General features: G+C 69.2%; 14 protein-coding genes and 1 pseudogene. 6 read left to right on the top strand and 9 right to left on the bottom strand.

Annotation, left to right across the window (positions count from 1 at the left end; genetic code table 11):
* Positions 1-4 precede the first annotated feature (4 nt).
* From ABD648_RS15875 to ABD648_RS15840, 8 genes and pseudogenes are all read right to left on the bottom strand, one after another.
* Positions 5-1168 (bottom strand): Gfo/Idh/MocA family protein, encoded by a 1164-nt coding sequence (locus tag ABD648_RS15875; protein WP_282215928.1) that lies wholly within the window; start codon positions 1166-1168, stop codon positions 5-7.
* A 1276-nt stretch (positions 1169-2444) separates the two neighbouring features.
* A pseudogene (locus ABD648_RS20235) lies at positions 2445-2615 on the bottom strand (DapH/DapD/GlmU-related protein); the annotation flags it as partial.
* A 395-nt stretch (positions 2616-3010) separates the two neighbouring features.
* Entirely contained in the window at positions 3011-3985 is a 975-nt protein-coding gene (locus ABD648_RS15865; protein WP_282215926.1) for a hydroxyacid dehydrogenase, read from the bottom strand.
* Positions 3982-4650, bottom strand: coding sequence for a ferredoxin-NADPH reductase (locus tag ABD648_RS15860; protein WP_282215925.1), 669 nt, complete (start codon positions 4648-4650; stop codon positions 3982-3984). Before ABD648_RS15860 ends, ABD648_RS15865 begins: the two co-directional genes overlap by 4 nt.
* A gap of 3 nt (positions 4651-4653) precedes the next feature.
* Complete coding sequence (locus ABD648_RS15855; protein WP_282215924.1) at positions 4654-5559, bottom strand: carbohydrate ABC transporter permease; 906 nt, start codon at positions 5557-5559, stop codon at positions 4654-4656.
* Positions 5556-6494, bottom strand: a complete 939-nt coding sequence (locus tag ABD648_RS15850) for a carbohydrate ABC transporter permease (RefSeq protein WP_282215923.1) — start codon at positions 6492-6494, stop codon at positions 5556-5558. Before ABD648_RS15850 ends, ABD648_RS15855 begins: the two co-directional genes overlap by 4 nt.
* 69 nt (positions 6495-6563) lie before the next feature.
* On the bottom strand, positions 6564-7844 hold the full coding sequence (locus ABD648_RS15845) for an extracellular solute-binding protein (RefSeq protein WP_282215922.1): 1281 nt from the start codon (positions 7842-7844) through the stop codon (positions 6564-6566).
* 55 nt (positions 7845-7899) lie between these two features.
* Complete coding sequence (locus ABD648_RS15840) at positions 7900-9849, bottom strand: DUF2264 domain-containing protein (protein WP_282215921.1); 1950 nt, start codon at positions 9847-9849, stop codon at positions 7900-7902.
* 147 nt (positions 9850-9996) lie between these two features.
* Here ABD648_RS15840 and ABD648_RS15835 point away from each other — a divergent pair, with 147 nt between their 5' ends.
* Genes ABD648_RS15835 through ABD648_RS15825 form a run of 3 tightly spaced genes read left to right on the top strand, consistent with a single transcriptional unit; the run spans position 9997 to position 13446 of the window.
* Positions 9997-11817, top strand: a complete 1821-nt coding sequence (locus ABD648_RS15835) for a heparinase II/III domain-containing protein (RefSeq protein WP_282215920.1) — start codon at positions 9997-9999, stop codon at positions 11815-11817.
* Positions 11814-12902, top strand: coding sequence for a substrate-binding domain-containing protein (locus ABD648_RS15830; protein ID WP_282215919.1), 1089 nt, complete (start codon positions 11814-11816; stop codon positions 12900-12902). Before ABD648_RS15835 ends, ABD648_RS15830 begins: the two co-directional genes overlap by 4 nt.
* Positions 12903-12936: 34 nt before the next feature.
* Positions 12937-13446, top strand: a complete 510-nt coding sequence (locus tag ABD648_RS15825; RefSeq protein ID WP_282215918.1) for a hypothetical protein — start codon at positions 12937-12939, stop codon at positions 13444-13446.
* A gap of 22 nt (positions 13447-13468) precedes the next feature.
* On the opposite strand, the gene ABD648_RS15820 is transcribed toward ABD648_RS15825, so the two are convergent.
* Positions 13469-14641, bottom strand: coding sequence for an ROK family transcriptional regulator (locus ABD648_RS15820; protein WP_282215917.1), 1173 nt, complete (start codon positions 14639-14641; stop codon positions 13469-13471).
* A gap of 84 nt (positions 14642-14725) precedes the next feature.
* Between ABD648_RS15820 and ABD648_RS15815 the strand changes: the two genes are divergently transcribed.
* Genes ABD648_RS15815 through ABD648_RS15805 form a run of 3 tightly spaced genes read left to right on the top strand, consistent with a single transcriptional unit; the run spans position 14726 to position 18434 of the window.
* Positions 14726-15757, top strand: coding sequence for a hydroxyacid dehydrogenase (locus ABD648_RS15815; protein WP_282215916.1), 1032 nt, complete (start codon positions 14726-14728; stop codon positions 15755-15757).
* 2 nt (positions 15758-15759) lie between these two features.
* Positions 15760-17130, top strand: coding sequence for a sulfatase family protein (locus ABD648_RS15810; protein ID WP_282215915.1), 1371 nt, complete (start codon positions 15760-15762; stop codon positions 17128-17130).
* Between the two features lie 29 nt (positions 17131-17159).
* Positions 17160-18434 (top strand): extracellular solute-binding protein, encoded by a 1275-nt coding sequence (locus ABD648_RS15805; protein ID WP_282215914.1) that lies wholly within the window; start codon positions 17160-17162, stop codon positions 18432-18434.
* The last annotated feature ends 28 nt before the right edge of the window (positions 18435-18462 follow it).

Below are 18462 nucleotides of genomic sequence, written 5' to 3'. Positions count from 1 at the left end.
CGGATCAGTCCAGGCTCAGCGCGGACAGCGCGATCTTGCGGCCCTCGGCGCTCGACGTCAGGCCCGCCTCGGCGAACTGCACACCGCGGGCACCGGCGAGCAGGTCGAACGGGTAGTCGGTGCCCTCCACGTAGGAGACCAGGTACTCCTCCCACTGCTGGCGGAAGCCGTTGAGGAACACGTCGTTGGTCGGCACCTGCTGCCAGTCGGCGTCGTAGTCGCGGGTGTCCTCGAGGTCGGGGTTCCACACCGGCTTGGGCGTCGCGTTGCGGGGCTGGATCTTGGCGCCGAAGAGCCCGACGACCGCCGAGCCGTGCGTGCCGTCGACCTGGAACTCGACGAGCTCGTCGCGGTTGACGCGCACGGTCCACGAGGAGTTGATCTCGGCGATGATGCCGCCCTCGAGCTCGAAGATGCCGTACGCCGCATCCTCGGCGGTGGCGGTGTAGTGCTCGCCCTTCTCGTCCCAGCGGTCGGCGATATGCACGGCGGCCTGGGCGTATACGCTCTTCACCTCGCCGAACAGGTTCTCCAGCACGTAGTTCCAGTGCGGGAACATGTCGGTGATGATGCCGCCGCCGTCTTCCGTGCGGTAGTTCCAGCTCGGGCGCTGGGCGGGCTGCCAGTCGCCCTCGAAGACCCAGTAGCCGAACTCGCCGCGCACCGACAGGATGCGGCCGAAGAAGCCGGAGTCGATCAGGCGCTTGAGCTTCTGCAGGCCCGGGAGGTAGAGCTTGTCGTGCACGACCCCGGTCTTGACGCCGGCGCTCTCGGCGAGACGGGCGAGCTCGAGGGCCTCCTCGAGCGATTCGGCGGTGGGCTTCTCGGTGTAGATCGCCTTGCCGGCGGCGATCGCCTTGCGGATCGCGGACGCACGGGCCTTGGTCACGAGGAAGTCGGCGTAGATCTCCCACTGCGGGTCGGCGAGGGCGGCGTCGAGGTCGGTCGTGTAGTCCTCGATGCCGTGCAGCGCTGCGAGCTCGGCGAGCTTGGCCTCGCTGCGGCCGACCAGGATCGGCTTCACCGTGATGCGGGAGCCGTCGGGCAGCTCGATGCCGCCCTGCTCGCGGATCGCGAGGATCGAGCGCACCAGGTGCTGCCGGTAGCCCATGCGTCCGGAGACGCCGTTCATGATGATCCCGATCTCGCGGGTGGGGGTCTGCGTCATGGTGATGATCCGTTCTGGTGTTGATTCATGTCGTTCGGTAAGCGCTTTCCGATGATGCCACGGTCTCGCTGCGGACGCAAGACCGAGGCGACGACGCAGACTTCGCAGAACGCGATCAGAGGCGCTCCGTGGCCGCCTCCGGCCGATGCACGCCTCTGGGGCGGTAGCCGAGCTCGTCGGCGATGCCGAGGAGGTCAGCGAGGTACCAGATGATCGCCAGCCACATCTCGGTGCCCTGGAGCCCCGGCTCGACCTCTGCGAGACCACGAGTCGTCGCCGACGGTTCCCGGAAGCCGCACCCCGCGCCCGGAACCCACATCGTCACAGCATCGGCCAGCAGCCCTTCTGCGAGGCCCCGCACCTCCTCAGCGCGGTGGCCGGTGCCGCGGGTCAGCCACAGCGGGTGTGCCACATCCAGCACGTTGCAGGCGTTGCGCATCCCGGGCGAGAACCAGCGTGGGTCGCGAGCATGCTCCAGAACGGTGTCGACCACTCGTTCCGGGTGCGGGAGAGGTACGCCGAACTGCGCGAACGTTCCGCGCGACGCCCGGTAGAAGCCGTTCACGACCGGCAGGAGCCCGCGATCCCGCGTGGCCGCGCCCCACACGCCCGTGCGCGGGTCGGCGTGCAGGAGAAGCCAGCCGAACAACGCCTCCTCCACACCTTCGGGAACAGGGAGCCCGGCCTTCTTCGTCCACAGCAGGGCGGTCCCGAAGCCGTCGATGTGGTGGCCGGCGTTCCAGGCATCCGTCGCCCAGGGCAGGCGGCGGCAATGCTCCACGACGCTCTCGGGAGTGGCCTCCGTCACCCAGGTGAGCGCCGCGGGGAACTCCGAGCCGAGCAGGTCCAGGGCGTATCCCGCGCTCAGCACGTGATACGCCACGTCGCCGTCCGCGAAGTCCAGACCGGATCTCTGGATTCCGTCGACCCCGAGTGGGGCCACGGCCCCGGTGGAGGCATCCTGCCAGGCGTGCAGACGGCGGATCTGCTCCTCGGGCGGCATCTGGGGTGGGGCCGAGCCCGTCAGCAGATCGGCGATCTCGATCGCATCCGCCTGCGCCCGGATGGTCGGAGCGACACCTGGGCGGTCGACGAAGATCTCTGCCTCGTCGCTCCACGAGCGTGCAAGCAGAGCGGATGCATCTGCGCGCACCCGCGCTCCGAAACGAGCCGCCCGCTCGCCGAGGCCGGATCCGCCCTGCACGCGACCGCCCCGGCCTGAGGCCGACGACACCGACACCGACACCGACGCCGACTCCGACGCCGACGCGGAATCATCCGGTTCGACGCGCCAACGCAGGAGACGTGCGGGGTTCCCTCCGACGATCGCGCCGGGTGGCACGTCTTTGGTCACGACGGCGGCAGCCGCGATGACCGCGTGCGAGCCGATGGCGACACCGTCGAGAATCACGGCGTGCGAGCCGATCCAGACGTCGTCGCCGATCACGATGCCCTTCGTCGTCAGCGGCTGCCGGAACACGGGCGTGCCCGGTTCCATCGAATGGTTGAAGCCGAGGATCGACGTGTGTGCGCCGATCCGCACGGCATCGCCGAGGGTCACCCGGCCTCTGATGACGGCGTACGGGTTGATGCTGCAGTCGGCGCCGGTCAGGAGTTCCCCGGTCAGGTACGCCCCCGCAGCGATGTACGTGCGATCGCCCAGCCGGAGCGCATCATGGTCCACCGACGCGAGCTCCGAGACGAAGCACTGCGCGCCGAGGCGGCGTTCCGGTCTCCCTTCGGTGAGTGCGCGCTGGCGGTCGAGCTGCGCCTCACGCTGTGCCGCGTCCGCCTCGCTCCAGAAGCCCCAGGGCGAGAACTCCCGCGGATCGACGATCGCGCTCATGCGCTCAGTTCCATGTCGAGGCGCGTGATCACCTGCGACGGGACACCCCCATGCAGCAGCGCCTCGACATCATCGAGAGCGGAATCGGCGAGCCTCCTGGCTTCCGTGCCCATGGACCCCGCGATGTGCGGGGTGAGGGCGACGTTCGGCAGCTTGCGCAGCGCGGCGTCGGTCGGCAGCGGATCGGGCTCGGTGACGTCGAGCACCGCATCCAGCCGCCCCGACGCGCACTCGGCGAGCAGCGCCTCGTGATCGAGGATCCACCCCCGCGCGGTGTTGATGATGGTGGCACCATCGCGCAGCGCCGCCAGCTCGGCCGCACCGATCATGTTCCGGGTCTCCGGCAGCGCCGGCGCGTGCAGCGACAGCACGTCGACCTGACCGAGCATCTCGTCGAGAGGCATCAGTTCTGCACCGGCCGCGGTGACGGCCTCCGGTGAGACGAAGGGGTCGGCGACGAGCACACGGATGTCGTCGAGCTGTCCCAGCATCCGCACCACTCTGCGTCCGATCCGCGAGAAGCCGACGACACCGACCGTGCGGCCGACGCTGCCGTACCGCGCCGAGCCGACCAGGTCGCGCCACTCGACCACGGTCGACGGCGAGCGCATGTGCACGAAGGCGCGCTTGAAGGAGAGGATGATCGTCGCGAACGTGTACTCCGCGACCGGCACGGCATTGGCATCGGCGGCCGAGGTCACGACGATGTCACGGAGCCAGAGATCGTCCGACACCAGCTGCTGCACGCTGCCCGCCGCGTGCACCACTGCACGCAGCCGCGGCATGCGGTCGAGGAGTGCGGCATCGAGGCGCGGAGCGCCCCACGACGTGAGCAGGATCTCGGTGTCGGAGATGTCGCCGTCATCGATCGCGAGCCGTGATGACGACGCCAGCGAGCGCAGGCGCTCCAGGCGGGCGTCGTCGAAGAGCAGGTCGAACACCTCGGGACTCATCGCGGTGCGGACGGTCACGCACGCACCTCTTCGACATCGAGCACGGGCCGGAGGGTGTACCGGCTGTTCGCCCACGCCACGTACAGGGCGGGGGCGCAGGTCAGCCCGATCGCGATCGCGGGCATCGTGGTGAACAGTCCGAGCTGCACGCCGAGCACGGCGAACGACAGGACGGTGAGGTACCAGCGCCGCACGCACAGGTAGAGCGCGGCCTTGAGGATGTCGCGCATCCGCGCTGCCGGCGCTTCGGCGAGGGCGACGAGCGCCACGAGTGCGGTGGCCACCGCGATCACCGTCAGCAGGGCGAGCACCGGAACGATCATCACCGAGGCGGGCGACGTGGCGACCGCGCGCACGTCGACGAGCAGCACCACGACGGATGCCGTGGCCGCGGCGCCGATCGCCAGCGCCTTGAGCGCCGTGGCTCTCCAGCCGCGCAGGAACGACCGCACCACCTGCGGCTCACCGCGTCCGAACTCCCGGAACGCCGTGAACGCGCCGGTCAGCGCCGGTGCGGCCAGCGGAGCCGCGAGCGCGAGCAACGGCCAGGACAGCGCAGGATCGGTCGTGATCAGCAGCACCACGAGAGGCGACGCCGTGATGAGCACGAGGAAGTTCACCATCAGGCCGAGGTAGACGACGCCGAGGATCGTGGCCCACGCGTCGTGTGAGATGCGCTTCATCGGTCAGCCCTTCAATCCGCTGGTGGCGATGCCCTCGACGAAGTACTTCTGGCCGAACAGGAAGATGATCGCGATGGGCACGACCGAGATCGTGAGCCCGGCGAAGAGCAACGCGTAGTTCGTGTCGAAGAGGTTCGAGACGAAGCTCTTGAGCCCCAGCTGGATCGTCCACAGGTCGGGGTTGCGCAGATAGATGAGGGGACCCAGGTAGTCGTTCCAGGTGTTCACGAACGTGAGCAGCGTGAGACTGGCGATCGCGGGAACGGACAGGGGCAGCATGATGCGCCGCCAGATGCCGTACTCGCTGAGGCCGTCGAGTCGCGCGGCTTCGCTGAGCTCCTCGGGGATGGTCTCGTAGTACTGCTTCATGAGGAACACGCCGAAGGCGCCGAACGCCTGGAGCAGGATGATCGACCACAGAGTGTTCGACACCTTCAGATTCGACAGCAGGATGAACTGGGGGATCATGTACGACTGCCACGGGACCGCGATGGTGCCGATGTAGACGAGGAACAGGATGTCGCGGCCGGCGAACTTCATGCGGGCGAAGCCGTAGGCGGCGAACGATCCGGTGAGCACCTGCAGGAACGTCACGCTGACGGCCAGGAACAGGGTGTTGCGGATCCAGACGAGCATGTTCGACTTCGTCCAGATGTCGATGTAGTTCTGCCACACGAAGGTGTCCGGCACCCAGACGACGGGCACCGAGAACACCTCGTTGGCGTTCTTCAGCGAGCTCATGACCATCCAGAAGAACGGTGCGAGCAGGCCGATCGCCGCGATGGCCAGGGCGATGTAGCCGAACGTGCGGCCGATCGTGCGACTGCCGCGTGAACGGCCGACGGGGGCCGGGTCGTTGAGCCTCTGCAGCGTCCCACCGGCGACGAGAACCTGGGTCTCGGTCATCATGCGCTCCGCTTCTTGTTCCAGACGAATTGGCCGATGGTCACGAGGATGCAGAGGAAGAACAGGGCAACGGCCGCCGCCGATGCGTAGCCGAACTGCGACTCCTCGAAGCCCTTCTTGTAGATGAACTGCGACAGCACCAGGGTCGACTGGCCTGGCCCTCCGTCGGTCATCACGAGGATCAGGTCGAAGATCTTGAACGAGTTGATGGTGAGCATCACCGTGACGAAGAACATGGTGGGCCGCAGCAGGGGAATCGTCACGTTCACGAAGCGCTGCCACAGGTTTGCGCCGTCCACGCGGGCCGCTTCGTGCAGCTCGCGCGGCACGGTCTGCAGTCCCGCGAGGAAGAGGATCATGTAGTAGCCCATGTCGCGCCAGGTGCTGACCACCACGACGGCCGGCATCGCCCACTCCGATGACGTGAGCCACCCGGGCGGCTCGGAGATGCCGATCGCTCGAAGCACCTCGTTGACGGGTCCGTAGTCCGGGCTGAAGAGCAGATTCCATACCACGGCGATCGCGACGATCGAGGTGATGTAGGGGAAGAAGGCGGCGGTGCGGAAGAACGCGACACCGCGGAGCTTGTTGTTGAGCAGCAGTGCGAGCCCGAGCGACACGACGATCGTCAGCGGGATGTGCATGACCGAGTAGTAGATGGTGTTCCAGAACGCGATGTGGAAGCTGCCGTCGCCGAGCAGGCGCTGGAAGTTCGTCAGCCCCACCCAGTCGGCCTTGCCGAAGACGTTCCAGTTCGTGAACGCCATGTAGAAGAGGATCAGCACCGGGAGCAGGGTCAGGAACCCGAACCCGAGGAAGTTCGGCAGGATGAAGCTCCAGCCGATCAGGGCATTGCGGCGGCGCAGCGCCGAGCGGCGGCGTGGCGGTTTCGTCTGCGGCGGGGCCGCGTCGCGGCGCGGGGCCTCGGTGGTCGTCATGTCTCTCGTCTCCTGGATGCTGCGCGAGGTCGGTGTCGGGGGCCGACCGGCGGCCGGCCCCCGGGTGGATCAGCCGACCTCGTTCTTCACACGGTCCTCGGCCGTCTTGATGGCGTCGTCGACGGACACGGAGCCCGACATGACACCGGTGTGGAGGTCCGCGAGGATGCCCTGGATGGTGGCGGTCTTGCTGGAGGTGGGATTCTCCGGCAGCACCTCGTGCGTCGACCACGCGAACTTCGACAGGTCGTCCGTCGGCGCTCCTTCGACCGCGAAGTACGTGTCGACGACGGCATCGTTCGTGAGCGCCGGGGTGATGCCGATCGCGGCGAGTGCCTGCGCCGCCTCCTCGGAGGCGGCGAACTCGAGGAACTGCTTGGCTGCGTCGACCTTCGCGGAGTCGATGTTCGCGTTGATGCCGAAGCCCGTCGGGTCACCGAACGTCACCGGGGTGTTGTCCGTGCCGGCGGTCTTCGCGTCGAGCTGCGGTGCGGGAGCGATGCCCCACTCGAAGTCGTTCGCCTCGCCCGAGGCCTGCTGCGCGATGAGGGTCGCCGTGTACCACGTGCCCATCAGCATCATCGCCGCTTTCTGGGTGCCGAACTCGCCCTGGTAGGTGAGCTGGTTGGCGGTCGAGGTGTTGAAGTCGACCTGATCGCCGGCGCCCTGCAACGCGAGCGTGTTGTCGTAGTAGTCCTTCATGTTCCCGAAGTCGCCGTCGAGCACGCTCGTGCCGGTCTGCGCGTTCGCGAAGCCCTGCACGGTCGACTGCCAGCGGTGCAGGTACGCACCCTTCGACGCGTCGGTGGTGAGCGCCTCCGCCGCGTCGGCGTAGTCGTCCCACGTCCACGAGCCGTCCGGCTGATCCACGCCTGCCGCGTCGAACAGGGCCTTGTTGTAGAAGAGGACCCAGGAGTCCTGGCGGTAGGGGACCGCGTACGCGACGCCGTCGACCTCGTACGAGTCCGTGCCGCTGATGCCGTCGGGGAGCGCCACGTCCGAGACGTCGAGCAGCTGGCCGCCCTCCTGGAAGGTCGTGACGTACTTGACCTCCTTCTGCGTGATGATGTCGGGACCGGATCCGGCGGCGAGGTCGGCCGTGACGAGGGTGTTGTACTCGGTCGGGTCGTACTCTTTGAGCTCGATCGTGACGTTCGGGTGGTCCTTGGTGAAGGCGTCGGCGAGCGTCTGGAACTCGGGAGTCGTGTCGATGCTCCATCCGGACAGGGTGAGCGTGATGGGGGCGTCGGGGTCGGCGCTCTCGCCGGCGTCGGTGCCGCCGGAGCAGCCGGCGAGGGCGAGGGCCGCGACTGCGGCGATGCTGCCGGCGGCGAGGATCTTGCGGTTCATGGGGATACTGCTCCTTTGCAATTGCGGGTGCCCGGGGGCGGGTGGGGTGTGCGGCTCAGGCGAGCCGGTGTTCGGTGGTCGTGGAGTCCGGCCAATCGACGGCGACGAGATCGCCCTCGATCCGGATGGAGGGAGCGGATGCCGCGGAACGGTCGGACAGATGCACCGCGGTCGCGATCCACTCGCCGGCCGCGACGGGATAGGTGATGACGGGCACCGAAGCGAAGACGCCGAGCGGGCTCGCATCGCGCCTGTTCTCGATCGAGGGCACTCCCCCGGGCGTGAGACCGACGATGGCGGTGCGGCGCCCACCGACGGAGGACGCGGCGCTGTTCGCCGACACGGTGTCGTCGGCGGCATCTCCGGCGAGCGCCCAGCCTCCGATGCGCAGGGCCGTGGGCACGGCATCCGCCTCGATCGCATCGACGCGCACGAGCCGCACCTCCCACGCTCCGCGCACGATCGACCAGACGGTCACGGAGCCGGCGATCTCGACCTCACCGACGATGCCGGAGCCGTGCCGGGTCTGGGTCGTGGCCGGCGCGATCCAATGCGCGGTCGCCTGCGACCCTGCGATCGCGGCGTTCCCCTCCAGACGGATGCTGTAGACGCGCATGCCCGCGCGATGCGACGCCCGGCCGTCGGCGTGCAGCAGCGCGACCGACTGCTCGAGCGGCTCCGCCCAGGCGTCGCCGTTCAGCAGCGGGCTCGCGGCGGTCGAGTACCCGAGGCGGGCGTACAGCGGAGAGTCGCCGACGAGGTCGCCCGGCCGGGCGTGGTCGGCGCCGTGGTTGATCACGCGGACGATGCCGTCGTCGGCGGTCGCGGAGATGATCCAGGCGGGGGCCTGCACGATGCGGAGGACGTCGGCCGTCTCGACGGGCAGGAGCTCGACCGGCGCGGACCACACGGGGTGATCCTCCGGCAGGGCGATGCCCAACAGGCCCTTCGATGCCCAGTACGGCGAGCCGGTACCCGAGTAGTTCTGCGCGAGCCGCCGCCATTCGCCGTGCCACCCGAGATCGAGGAGCCCCTGGTCGTTGGGAGCTCCGTTCTCGGCGAAGTGGCGCACGATGGCGGATGCTGCGCGGCGCAGCTGTCCGGGCGACACCGACGGCACCTCGGCGATCACGCCGGCCCAGTACGGCGCGGCCGCCGCGAAGCGGTAGACGAGGCTGCGGCCCTGGATCAGGGGGCAGCCGTCGGCGCCGACGAGGGCGATCGCATCCTGCAGGAAGAGGTCAAGGCGGACGATGTCGGCCTCTGTCCGGCCGCCGGCGAGCTCGTCGGCGCCCTGCATCCGGGACCACAGCACCGGATACAGGTGCAGCGCCCAGCCGACGTAGTGGTCGTAGGAGCGGTCGTCGCCGTCGGAGATCCATCCGCCCTCGCGGACGAAGGAGTCGTGCAGCGCCAGGTCCTGATCGATGTCCGCCTGCGACCACGGGCCACCGACCGAACGAAGGAAGGTCTGGACGACGACGCGGAACCACAGCCAGTTGTTCCGGGGGTAGGTGTCATCGCCGACGACCGGCGCGAGGTAGTCGATCATGCGCTGCCGGGTGAGCGCATCGAGGCGATCCCAGATCCACGGTCGGGTCATGTCGAGGATCAGCGCGATGGATGCCGCCTCGACTTTGGCCTGTGCGTGCTCGTCGAGGCGCACCCACCGGTCGGAGCCTGCCGGATCCACTCCGGCCCGGATTCCCCGAGAGCAGAAGTCGATGAGGTCGTCGACGCCTTCGCCGCGGGCGCCGACGATGCGGAACCCGGCGAGCAGGAAGGTGCGCACGAACCCCTCGAGGCCGTCGACCTCGATGCCGTACCCGCCGGACACACCGGGAAGGGTGATGCGGGCGCCGTTCTCGGACGCCCACGGACGGACTGCGGCCAGCAACCGGTCGGCATACGCGAGCAGATCGTCGCGAGACCACTCGGTTTGCCGAGACCCCTGGGCGTCGTTCCGGCTCAGTGCCGTCGCCGCATCGGTGCGCTCGTATGCCACAGGATTCTCCTTCGAAGTCTGCTCAGAGGTGGACCCCGAGCGGACGTGGTTCGTTCGCGATCGTTTGGGAGATTATCATCGCATTTCGATCAAGACAAGACTTGACTAGGGCTAGATCGATCATTTTCGATCAGCTATGCTGAGTCCGTGAACACGCTCCCCGCGCCGACCGCCGATGATCGCGCCGCCTGGTCGCACGTCGATGCGGCCGATCTGCTCGCTCGGGCAGACGCCGATCTCGGCACATCCTGGCCACAGCCGCTCGCCAGTCAGGCCGCGCGCGTGCACCGCGACGGCGACCGCGTCGCGTGGGAGAACCCGGCGTTCGCGCGACAGCATCGCCTCAGCCGAGCCGTCGTCGCCGCGGCGGTCACGCTCGACGACCGCTGGATCGACGAGGTCGTCGACGGGCTGCAGCTGCTGTGCGAGCAGAGCTCGTGGTGCTGGCCCGCCCATGACGACACGCTCGACAGGCACGGCAGCGTGCTCGCCACCGTCACAGACCCCTACCTCGACCTCGGCGCGGGTGAGGTGGTCAGCCAGCTCGCGTGGCTCGATCACGTCCTCGGTGCCCAGCTGGACTCCCGCGCACCCGGCATCCGCTCCCGCATCCGGCACGAAGCCCACATGCGCGTGTTCCGTCCGTTCGCCGAACGCCGCGACTGGCACTGGCTGGGCCTGGACGGCGACGTGCACAACTGGAATCCGTGGATCCACGGCGCCGTGCTCACGGCGGCCGTGCAGCTGCACGACGACCCCGACCACCTGATCGACCTGGTCGTCGAAGGCCTCGACCGCTACCTCGTCTCACTGCCGCCCGACGGCGCGATCGACGAGGGCTACTCCTATTGGTGGAACGGAGCCTGCCGTGCTCTCGAGGCCATCGACCTGCTCGAGCACGCCACGGGGCGACGCGTCCCCGACACCGTGGCCGTGCGCGAGACCGTCGCGTTCCCGCATCGCTGCCATCTCGGCGGCGACTGGTACGCCAACCTCGCAGACGGGCAGGCCCGCCCGCGGGCGCATCTCCCCTGGCATGCCTTGCACCGCGCAGCACGGCGGGTGGGCGATGCGGATGCCGCCGCCCACGCCGCCTCGCACCGCGGAACACCCCCGTCGGAGGTCGCCGGGCTCGGGCGCCTCATCCAGGAGCTGACGGACGGCGATTGGCTCGCCGCCGCACCCGCCCGCCCGCCTCTTCCTCGCGACGTCTGGCTTCCCTCGGTGCAGGTGCTCCTCGCGCGCGAACATGCAGGGTCGGCCGACGGCCTCGGCCTGGTCGTCAAGGGCGGGCACAACGCGGAGCATCACAATCACAATGACGTCGGCTCGTACATCGTCACGTCCGACGGGGTGCCCGTCATCATCGACGCCGGGCGCCCGACGTACACGAAGGCCACGTTCGGCCCCGACCGCTACTCGATCTGGACGATGCAGAGCTCCTGGCACAACACCCCCACGATTGCCGGAGTCGATCAGTCGCCGGGTCGCGCATCCGCCGCATCCGATGTCGCCGTATCTGTGAAGGATGCCGTCTCTGCTCTGACACTCGACCTGAGCGCCGCCTACGAACTCGACGGGTTGTCGTGGCGACGCACGGCCGCCCTCGACCGGACCGAGAGGATCGTGCGCGTCTCGGACATCTGGACCACCGCGCCGTCGTCGAGCGCGCCGTCGTCGACCGGGGCGACCCGACTCAACCTCATCGTCGCCGGCGTCGTGTCCGTGGTCGACGGCGGCGTACGGGTCGCACCGCTCGACGGCGCGACGCCGGTGGTCATCCGCTGGCCGGTAGGCATCCACCCCACTCTCACCGTTCGCTTCCTCGACGACCCGATGCTGAGCGACGTGTGGGGAGACCGACTCACCCGCATCGAACTGGACGTGGGCGCGCGCGATGATGCGTGGATCACGGTAGAAAGAGACGACGCCATCCCGGCGACGGGTGACAGCGAGGACGACCGATGACCGATCAGCACCATGCACTGCTGGCGCCCGCGCGTCACGCACACATCCTCGCCGCACTCGAACGCGACGGGATCGTGCGGGTGTCGCGCCTGACCGACGAGCTCGGAGTAGCCCCGGTGACGCTGCGACGCGACCTCCAGCAGCTCGAAGAGGAGGGACGCCTCGAGCGCGTGCACGGCGGAGCAGTGTCCGCACAGGCCACCGTCCCGGACGAACCAGCGCCGTCGCAGACCGGCGGCGCGATCGGCGTGCTGGTGCCGTCGCTGGCCTACTACTGGCCGGGGGTCGTGCGCGGCATGGAGGCCGAGGCGCGCAAGCAAGGGCTGCGACTGGTGCTGCGCGGTGCCTCGTACGAACTGCAGGACGAACGTCCCGTGCTCGAGCGCCTCCTCGCCGCCGACGACGTGCGCGGTCTCATCGTCGCGCCCAACCCCGATGTGACCCACGCGCAGGACGTGGTGCAGTGGCTCGACGCCTCCGGAATCCCGACCGTGTTCGTCGAGCGCGACGCCGTGGTGCTGCCCGACCGCGCACCGGTCGAGAACGTCACCACCGACCACGCCCTCGGGGCCGTGCTCGCCGCACGCCACCTCGCGAGCCTCGGCCACCGCCGGATCGGCCTCATCCTGTCGCGGGAGTCTCCCACCGGCCGCAAGATCCTCACCGGGTGGGCGACCGCCTGCGAAGAGCTCGGGCTGGCACCGGACGCCCACTTCAAGAGCCTCTTCCCTGATCGCAACGGGCCGGGCTTCACCACCGCCGTCAACGCGGCCATCGACAAAGCCCTCGACGCCGGCGTGACAGGACTGCTCATCCACTCGGACCCCGAGGCGATGGCGTTCATCGACATCGCGCTGAACCGCGGGCTCTCGGTGCCGGAAGACCTCTCGGTGGTCGCCTACGACGACGAGGTTGCGCAACTGTTCACGCCCGCTCTGAGCGCGGTCAGCCCCCCGCGTGCCGCCGTCGGCGCGGCGGCGATCGACCTCCTCGCCCGACGCATCGCCGATCCCACGCGCCCGGTTCACCGAGTGTCGCTGAGCCCCACGATGCACGCCAGGGAATCGTCGGCGCCTCCGGCATGAATGGAGCCTCGTCGGTCTCGCTACGCTGGATCTGATGTCGATCGAATCCTGGTCACCCCCGCCGCGACGGCGCCGTGGCCGCCCATGGCTGATCGCGATCACGGCGATCGCCCTGGTCGTCATCGTCGTCATCGTGGCCCTGTTCGTCATCGGCCGGAGGCCGTGGCTCACCACCAACGTGACGATCTCGCTGAGCTACGTCGCCGACGACGGACAGACGTACTCCTGCACGTACGACTACCGCACGTCGGAACGCCTGCCGATGCCCGCCGACATCGCCGAGAGCATGAACGAACGGGACTGGTCCCACACCGGTCAGCTCATCTACGAATGGGCGAAGGACCACCCGGCCGAGCACTGGACGACAGACGATGAGTTGCCCGCAGACGACCCCGGGTCGACACGGGCGGACGCATCGTGGGCCCTCGCGATGGACGAGTATGTCGAGTTCCCCCCGTGGCACATCGACACAGAGAACGGGCGCGACTACGAGCTGTGGTCGGAAGCGCGACCAGGGAGCAACTGCGAAGACGGCCTGCGATAGGCCCTTCACCGACCGGTCGGCCTCAGCGAGGGTCGGCGCGATCCGTCGTGAAGAGCTCGGTGATCATGTCGTATCCGGCACCTCGCGCGAAGACGTCACTGTCGGCCGCCACGGTCACGAGCCCGGGAGCGGTGCCGTCGCCGTAGACGTACTCGCCGACGAGCGCACGTTCGCAGCTCTCCTGGAAGGCGTGGACCCGCACCTCGGGCGAGAGCACCAGGACGATGCGCTCGGGGCCGAACATCTTCCCGGCGTTGGCGAGCGCGATGCCGAGCTGGCGGCCGCCTTCGGCCAGCACGTCCTGCGCCGCCTCCACGGCGAGGTCGGCCGGGCCCCCGCGCCGCTCCGATTCGCGCTGCATGCCCCAGACACTGCTCCAGGTCTCCAGGCACCCGGAGCCGCCGCAGTGACAGGGCCGACCGCCGACACGATCGCCGAGCGAGGAGTGCGCGAAGCCGCCGGCAGATCCCCCGAACCCGCGGTGGATGCGCCCGTGGACCAGCATCGACGCCCCGAGGCTCACCCCTACGCTGACGACGATCACGTCGCGCTCCGCGAGATCGGCGTCGAGGAGGACGAGCCCCGCGGTGAAGCTGTTCACCAGGCTGTCGATCACCACGCGCCCGCCGCTGCGATCCGCGACGATCCGCGCGAACGGCACGTCCTGCCAGCCGAGCGCGCCGCTGTGGCGGACGATCCCGCGCGCACGGTCCACGATTCCGGACAGCGCGATGCTGATCCCGCGGAGCGCGGATCCCGGATGCTCGGCCGCGGCGGCATCCACGACCGCGACCACCGCATCGGCGGCGGACTCCGGATCGGTCGCGGTCAACGGGATCGTCCGCGTCGAGACGACGTCACCACGCAGATCAACCAGGGCGACCTCGACGGCATCGGGCGAAAGGCGGACGCCCGCCGCGACCACCGCATCGCGCCCGAGCTCGATGAGCCGGGCGGGGCGTCCTCCGGTCCCCCGCAGCATCTCACTCTCGATCAGCAGCCCGTCGCCGACGAGTTGGCTGGTGATCCCGGTCACGGTCGCGGGACTGAGGCCGGTGACGCTCGTGATCTCGGCGCGCGAGGTCGTGCCGCTGCGGCGGACCACATCCAGCACGAGGGCTTCGTTGATCTCGCGGATGAGAGCCTTGCTCCCCACGCGCGCCAGCAGCCCGACGTCCATGATCCCGTGCACCATCGCCGCTCCTCATCGCTCAACCGATGCTCCCATTCTATTATTTTTGTCATTGACAAAACGAATCGCGGCTGATTGACTCCTGGCATGTCGAACGATGATGTCCGGACGGACCCGCACCCGCAGCGCCGTGCGACGAGCCTGCTGTTGAGCATCGGCGCCGCCGAGCGTGCGGCGTTCTTCCCCGCAGGTGCCCTCGAGGACCTCTCGCTCCACGCGGCCGACCTCGACATCGTCGAGCCGGAAGACGCACGGAGCTCCGAGGCCATCGCTCTCGCCGAGATCGCGGTCGTCGCCTGGGGCTTCCCCCGACTCGACGCCGACATGCTCGCCCGGATGCCGCGGCTGCGTCTCGTCGTGAACGCGGCCTCTTCCGTACGCGGCCTCGTGAGCGACGACTTCTGGGCCTCCGGCATCCCCCTCACCCAGGCCGGGGCCGCGATGTCGCCGGCCGTCGCCGAGATGTCGCTCACCCTGACGCTCTCGCTCCTGCGCCGCGTGCACCGCATGGACCACGCCCTGCGCGGCGGCACCTCGTGGGATGCCGCCCGCGAGATCGCGCGCGCCAGGGAGATCAGCGGATGCCGGATCGCCGTGATCGGGGCGTCGCGCACCGGCCGCGAGTACATCAGGATGTGCACGGCGCTCGGCGCCGACGTGCGGATCTTCGACCCGTACCTGCCGGCCGGCGACCCGCTTTCCGCGCGCGCGGGCGGACTCGACGAGGTCCTGTCGTCCAGCGACGTCGTCGCGATCCACGCCCCCGCCACAACGGAGACTGCGGGGATGATCGGACGCCGCGAGCTCGCGGCGATGCCGGACGGCGCGGCGCTCGTGAACACGGCGCGCGCGTCCCTCGTCGACATGGACGCTCTCTTCGAGGAAGTCGCCTCCGGCCGACTCGACGCCGCCCTCGACGTGTTCGCGACCGAACCGCTCCCGGACGACGATCGCTGGCGCTCGCTGCCCAACGCCCTGCTCACCGGTCATGTCTCCGGAGCGACCGCGGAGTCGCGTGCGCGGGCCGGACGGATCGTGATCGACGAGATCTCCCGCTTCCTCGCGCACGAGGACCTGCAGCACCGGGTGACCGCCGACGCACTCGAGCGGATGGGCTGACCATGGCGCGCCACATCCTGCTCCTGCATTGCCACGATCTCGGCCGCTTCCTCGGGGCCTACGGCGTGACCACCGTGACGACCCCGTACCTCGACGCGCTCGCTGCGGAGTCGACGGTGTTCGACGCGGCGTTCGCCACCTCCCCGCACTGCAGTCCGGCACGGGCATCGCTCTTCACCGGCTCCTACCCGCAGCGTCACGGCGTGCTCGGCCTCACGCACGAGCCCTTCGGCTGGGACCTCGTCGATCCGACCACGCACATCGCGCATCGGCTCCACCGCACCGGCTACCGCACGGAGCTGATCGGCGTGCATCACGAATCCCGCGCACTCCCCGACAAGGAGCTCGCCGCAAGACTCGGCTTCGACCGGGTGCGCACGGGAGGCGACCGCGACGTCGTCGTCGAGCGCGCCACCGAGGCGCTGCAGCGCGCCGCGGCATCCGATCGGCCGTTCTATCTCCAGGTGGGATTCCACGAGCCGCACCGCAGTCCCTCCGACCGCGACAGGGCAGGGATCATGGGCTTCCTCGGAGATCGCGTCGAACCGGACTCCGCGAACGGGGTCTCGATCCCGGCGTATCTGAGCGACACCGCCGACGCCCACGAGGAGATCGCCGAGCTTCAGGGTGCCGTCCGCCACATGGACGAGGGCGTCGGCGCGATCCTCTCCGAGCTGGATCGCCTGGGCCTCGCAGACGACACGATCGTGGTCTTCACGACCGACCACGGTCTGGCCCTCCCCCGGGCGAAGTGCACGCTCTACGACGCGGGGGTCGGCGTCGCCCTCTTCCTGCGCGTTCCCGGCCGATCCGCCTGGCGGGCGCGGCGCATCACCGGGCTGGTGAGTCACGTCGACGTCGTGCCCACGCTCCTGGAGCTCACTGCATCCGCTCCCTCCGACGACATCGCCGGGACGAGCCTGGTGAACCTGGTCGAGCAGGATGCTCCCGCCCGCACGTTCACCTACGGGCAGCTGAGCTATCACACCTACTTCGACCCGAAGCGCTCCGTGCGCTCCGCCGACGCGAAGCTCATCCTCAACCTTTCCAATGCGCCGCGCGCCATGGACCCGACCCAGTCGTGGATGCACCGCAGCATCCCCGTCGATCTGACGGGCCCGACGATCGGGACGAGCGCTGTCATGGAGTTCTACGATCTCGCCACCGACCCCGACGAGCTCGTCAACCTCATCGACGACCCCGCCTGGAGCGAACGGATCGCCGCGTTCGCCGACGCCCTGTGGACGTGGATGCAGGACACCGAGGACCCTCTTCTGTCCCGCCCGGCATCCCCCCGCCATGCCCTCGCCCTGACCACCCTCGAGCAGATCGCGCGCACGCACTCCGCGGCGTCGATCGGCGCTCGCACCTGACCCCCACCCGAGAGAGAGAGATCACTGCAATGAAGCACCGCATCGCCCGAGCGACGGCCGTGACCGCCGTCGCCGCGCTCGCCCTCACCGCCTGCTCCGCTCCGGCCGCCGACACCGATGCCGGCGACGACGGAGCACCGAAGGGGGAAGTCACCCTCTGGATGTACCCCGTGATCCGTGACGAGGCCGCCAGCAAGGACTTCTGGGAGGCCGCCGAGGCGGACTACGAGAAGGAGTTCCCCGACGTCGACCTCACGATCGAGCTGCAGACCTTCGACAAGCGCGACGAGCAGATCTCCGCCGCGCTCGCCGCGAACTCCGGCCCGGACATCGTCCTGATCACCCCCGATCAGGCGGCGACCTACCTCAACGTGGGCGGCCTGCTCCCCGTCGACGACGCCATCGAGGACGAGCGCGACGCGTTCTTCCCTGCGACGTTGGAGGCCGCGACCTTCGAGGACGAGCTGTACGGCGTCCCGCTGTTCCAGAACGTCTTCACGACCGCCTACAACAAGACGGTCTTCGATGACGCCGGCCTCGAGCTGCCGACGACCTGGGACGAGATCCGCGACGCGGCCCCCGTCCTCGCCGACAGCGGCATCGCCGCGATGGACTACCTCGGCACGCCGGAGCAGACGCTGAACCTCAGCTTCTACCCGTTCCTCTGGCAGGCGGGCGGCACCGTGTTCTCCGACGACGGGACCGAGATCGCGTTCGACTCGAAGGAAGGCGTCGAGGCGCTCGAGTTCCTCGTCGACCTGCAGAAGGAAGGCGGCCTCCCCGCGGATGCCGCCACCCAGTCGGTCGGCATCGAGGGCTCGCCCCTCGCGGCCGGCACCGTCGGCATCCGCCCCACCACGCAGCCGTCGGAGCTCGCGCAGATGCGCGCCGCGCTCGGCGAGGAGAACGTCGTGGTGGGCCCGCCCCTGGAGGGCGAGACGCAGGCCACGTACGGCAACCCCGGCCTGCTGTCCCTCACGTCGATCAACAAGAGCGAGAACAGGGCGGCCGCGTCGTCCGTGCTCACCTTCCTGACCTCGAAGGACTTCCAGACCGACCTCAATGCCGCGGCGGGCAACTTCCCGTCTCGGACCGACGTCGAGATCGCCGGCCCCGAGGCCGACAGAGCGGCGTACGAAGCAGCGCTGAAGGTCGCGAACCCCGGCGAGCCGAACCCGGCCGCCCGCCAGGTGATGGCCGTCCTCGCGCCGTACATCCAGTCGGCGCTGCGCGGCGACCTCTCGGCCAAGGATGCACTCGAGAAGGCCGCCGAAGAGGCGCAGGCCGTCCTCGACCGCTCCTGACCCCGTCCCGCTGACCCCGTGCGGGGGC

The organism is Microbacterium luteolum, from assembly GCF_039533965.1.
In the GTDB taxonomy this organism is placed as follows: domain Bacteria; phylum Actinomycetota; class Actinomycetes; order Actinomycetales; family Microbacteriaceae; genus Microbacterium; species Microbacterium luteolum.
The sequence above is the reverse complement of the archived record's forward strand: the minus strand, read 5'-3'. Positions and strand labels throughout refer to the sequence as shown.

Coding starts and splice junctions, on each gene's coding strand:
- ABD648_RS15875 (WP_282215928.1), bottom strand. CDS start 1,168: ATGACGCAGACCCCCACCCGCGAGATCGGGATCATCATGAACGGCGTC.
- ABD648_RS15860 (WP_282215925.1), bottom strand. CDS start 4,650: ATGAAGCGCATCTCACACGACGCGTGGGCCACGATCCTCGGCGTCGTC.
- ABD648_RS15855 (WP_282215924.1), bottom strand. CDS start 5,559: ATGATGACCGAGACCCAGGTTCTCGTCGCCGGTGGGACGCTGCAGAGG.
- ABD648_RS15850 (WP_282215923.1), bottom strand. CDS start 6,494: ATGACGACCACCGAGGCCCCGCGCCGCGACGCGGCCCCGCCGCAGACG.
- ABD648_RS15845 (WP_282215922.1), bottom strand. CDS start 7,844: ATGAACCGCAAGATCCTCGCCGCCGGCAGCATCGCCGCAGTCGCGGCC.
- ABD648_RS15830 (WP_282215919.1), top strand. CDS start 11,814: ATGACCGATCAGCACCATGCACTGCTGGCGCCCGCGCGTCACGCACAC.
- ABD648_RS15825 (WP_282215918.1), top strand. CDS start 12,937: ATGTCGATCGAATCCTGGTCACCCCCGCCGCGACGGCGCCGTGGCCGC.
- ABD648_RS15820 (WP_282215917.1), bottom strand. CDS start 14,641: ATGGTGCACGGGATCATGGACGTCGGGCTGCTGGCGCGCGTGGGGAGC.
- ABD648_RS15815 (WP_282215916.1), top strand. CDS start 14,726: ATGTCGAACGATGATGTCCGGACGGACCCGCACCCGCAGCGCCGTGCG.
- ABD648_RS15810 (WP_282215915.1), top strand. CDS start 15,760: ATGGCGCGCCACATCCTGCTCCTGCATTGCCACGATCTCGGCCGCTTC.
- ABD648_RS15805 (WP_282215914.1), top strand. CDS start 17,160: ATGAAGCACCGCATCGCCCGAGCGACGGCCGTGACCGCCGTCGCCGCG.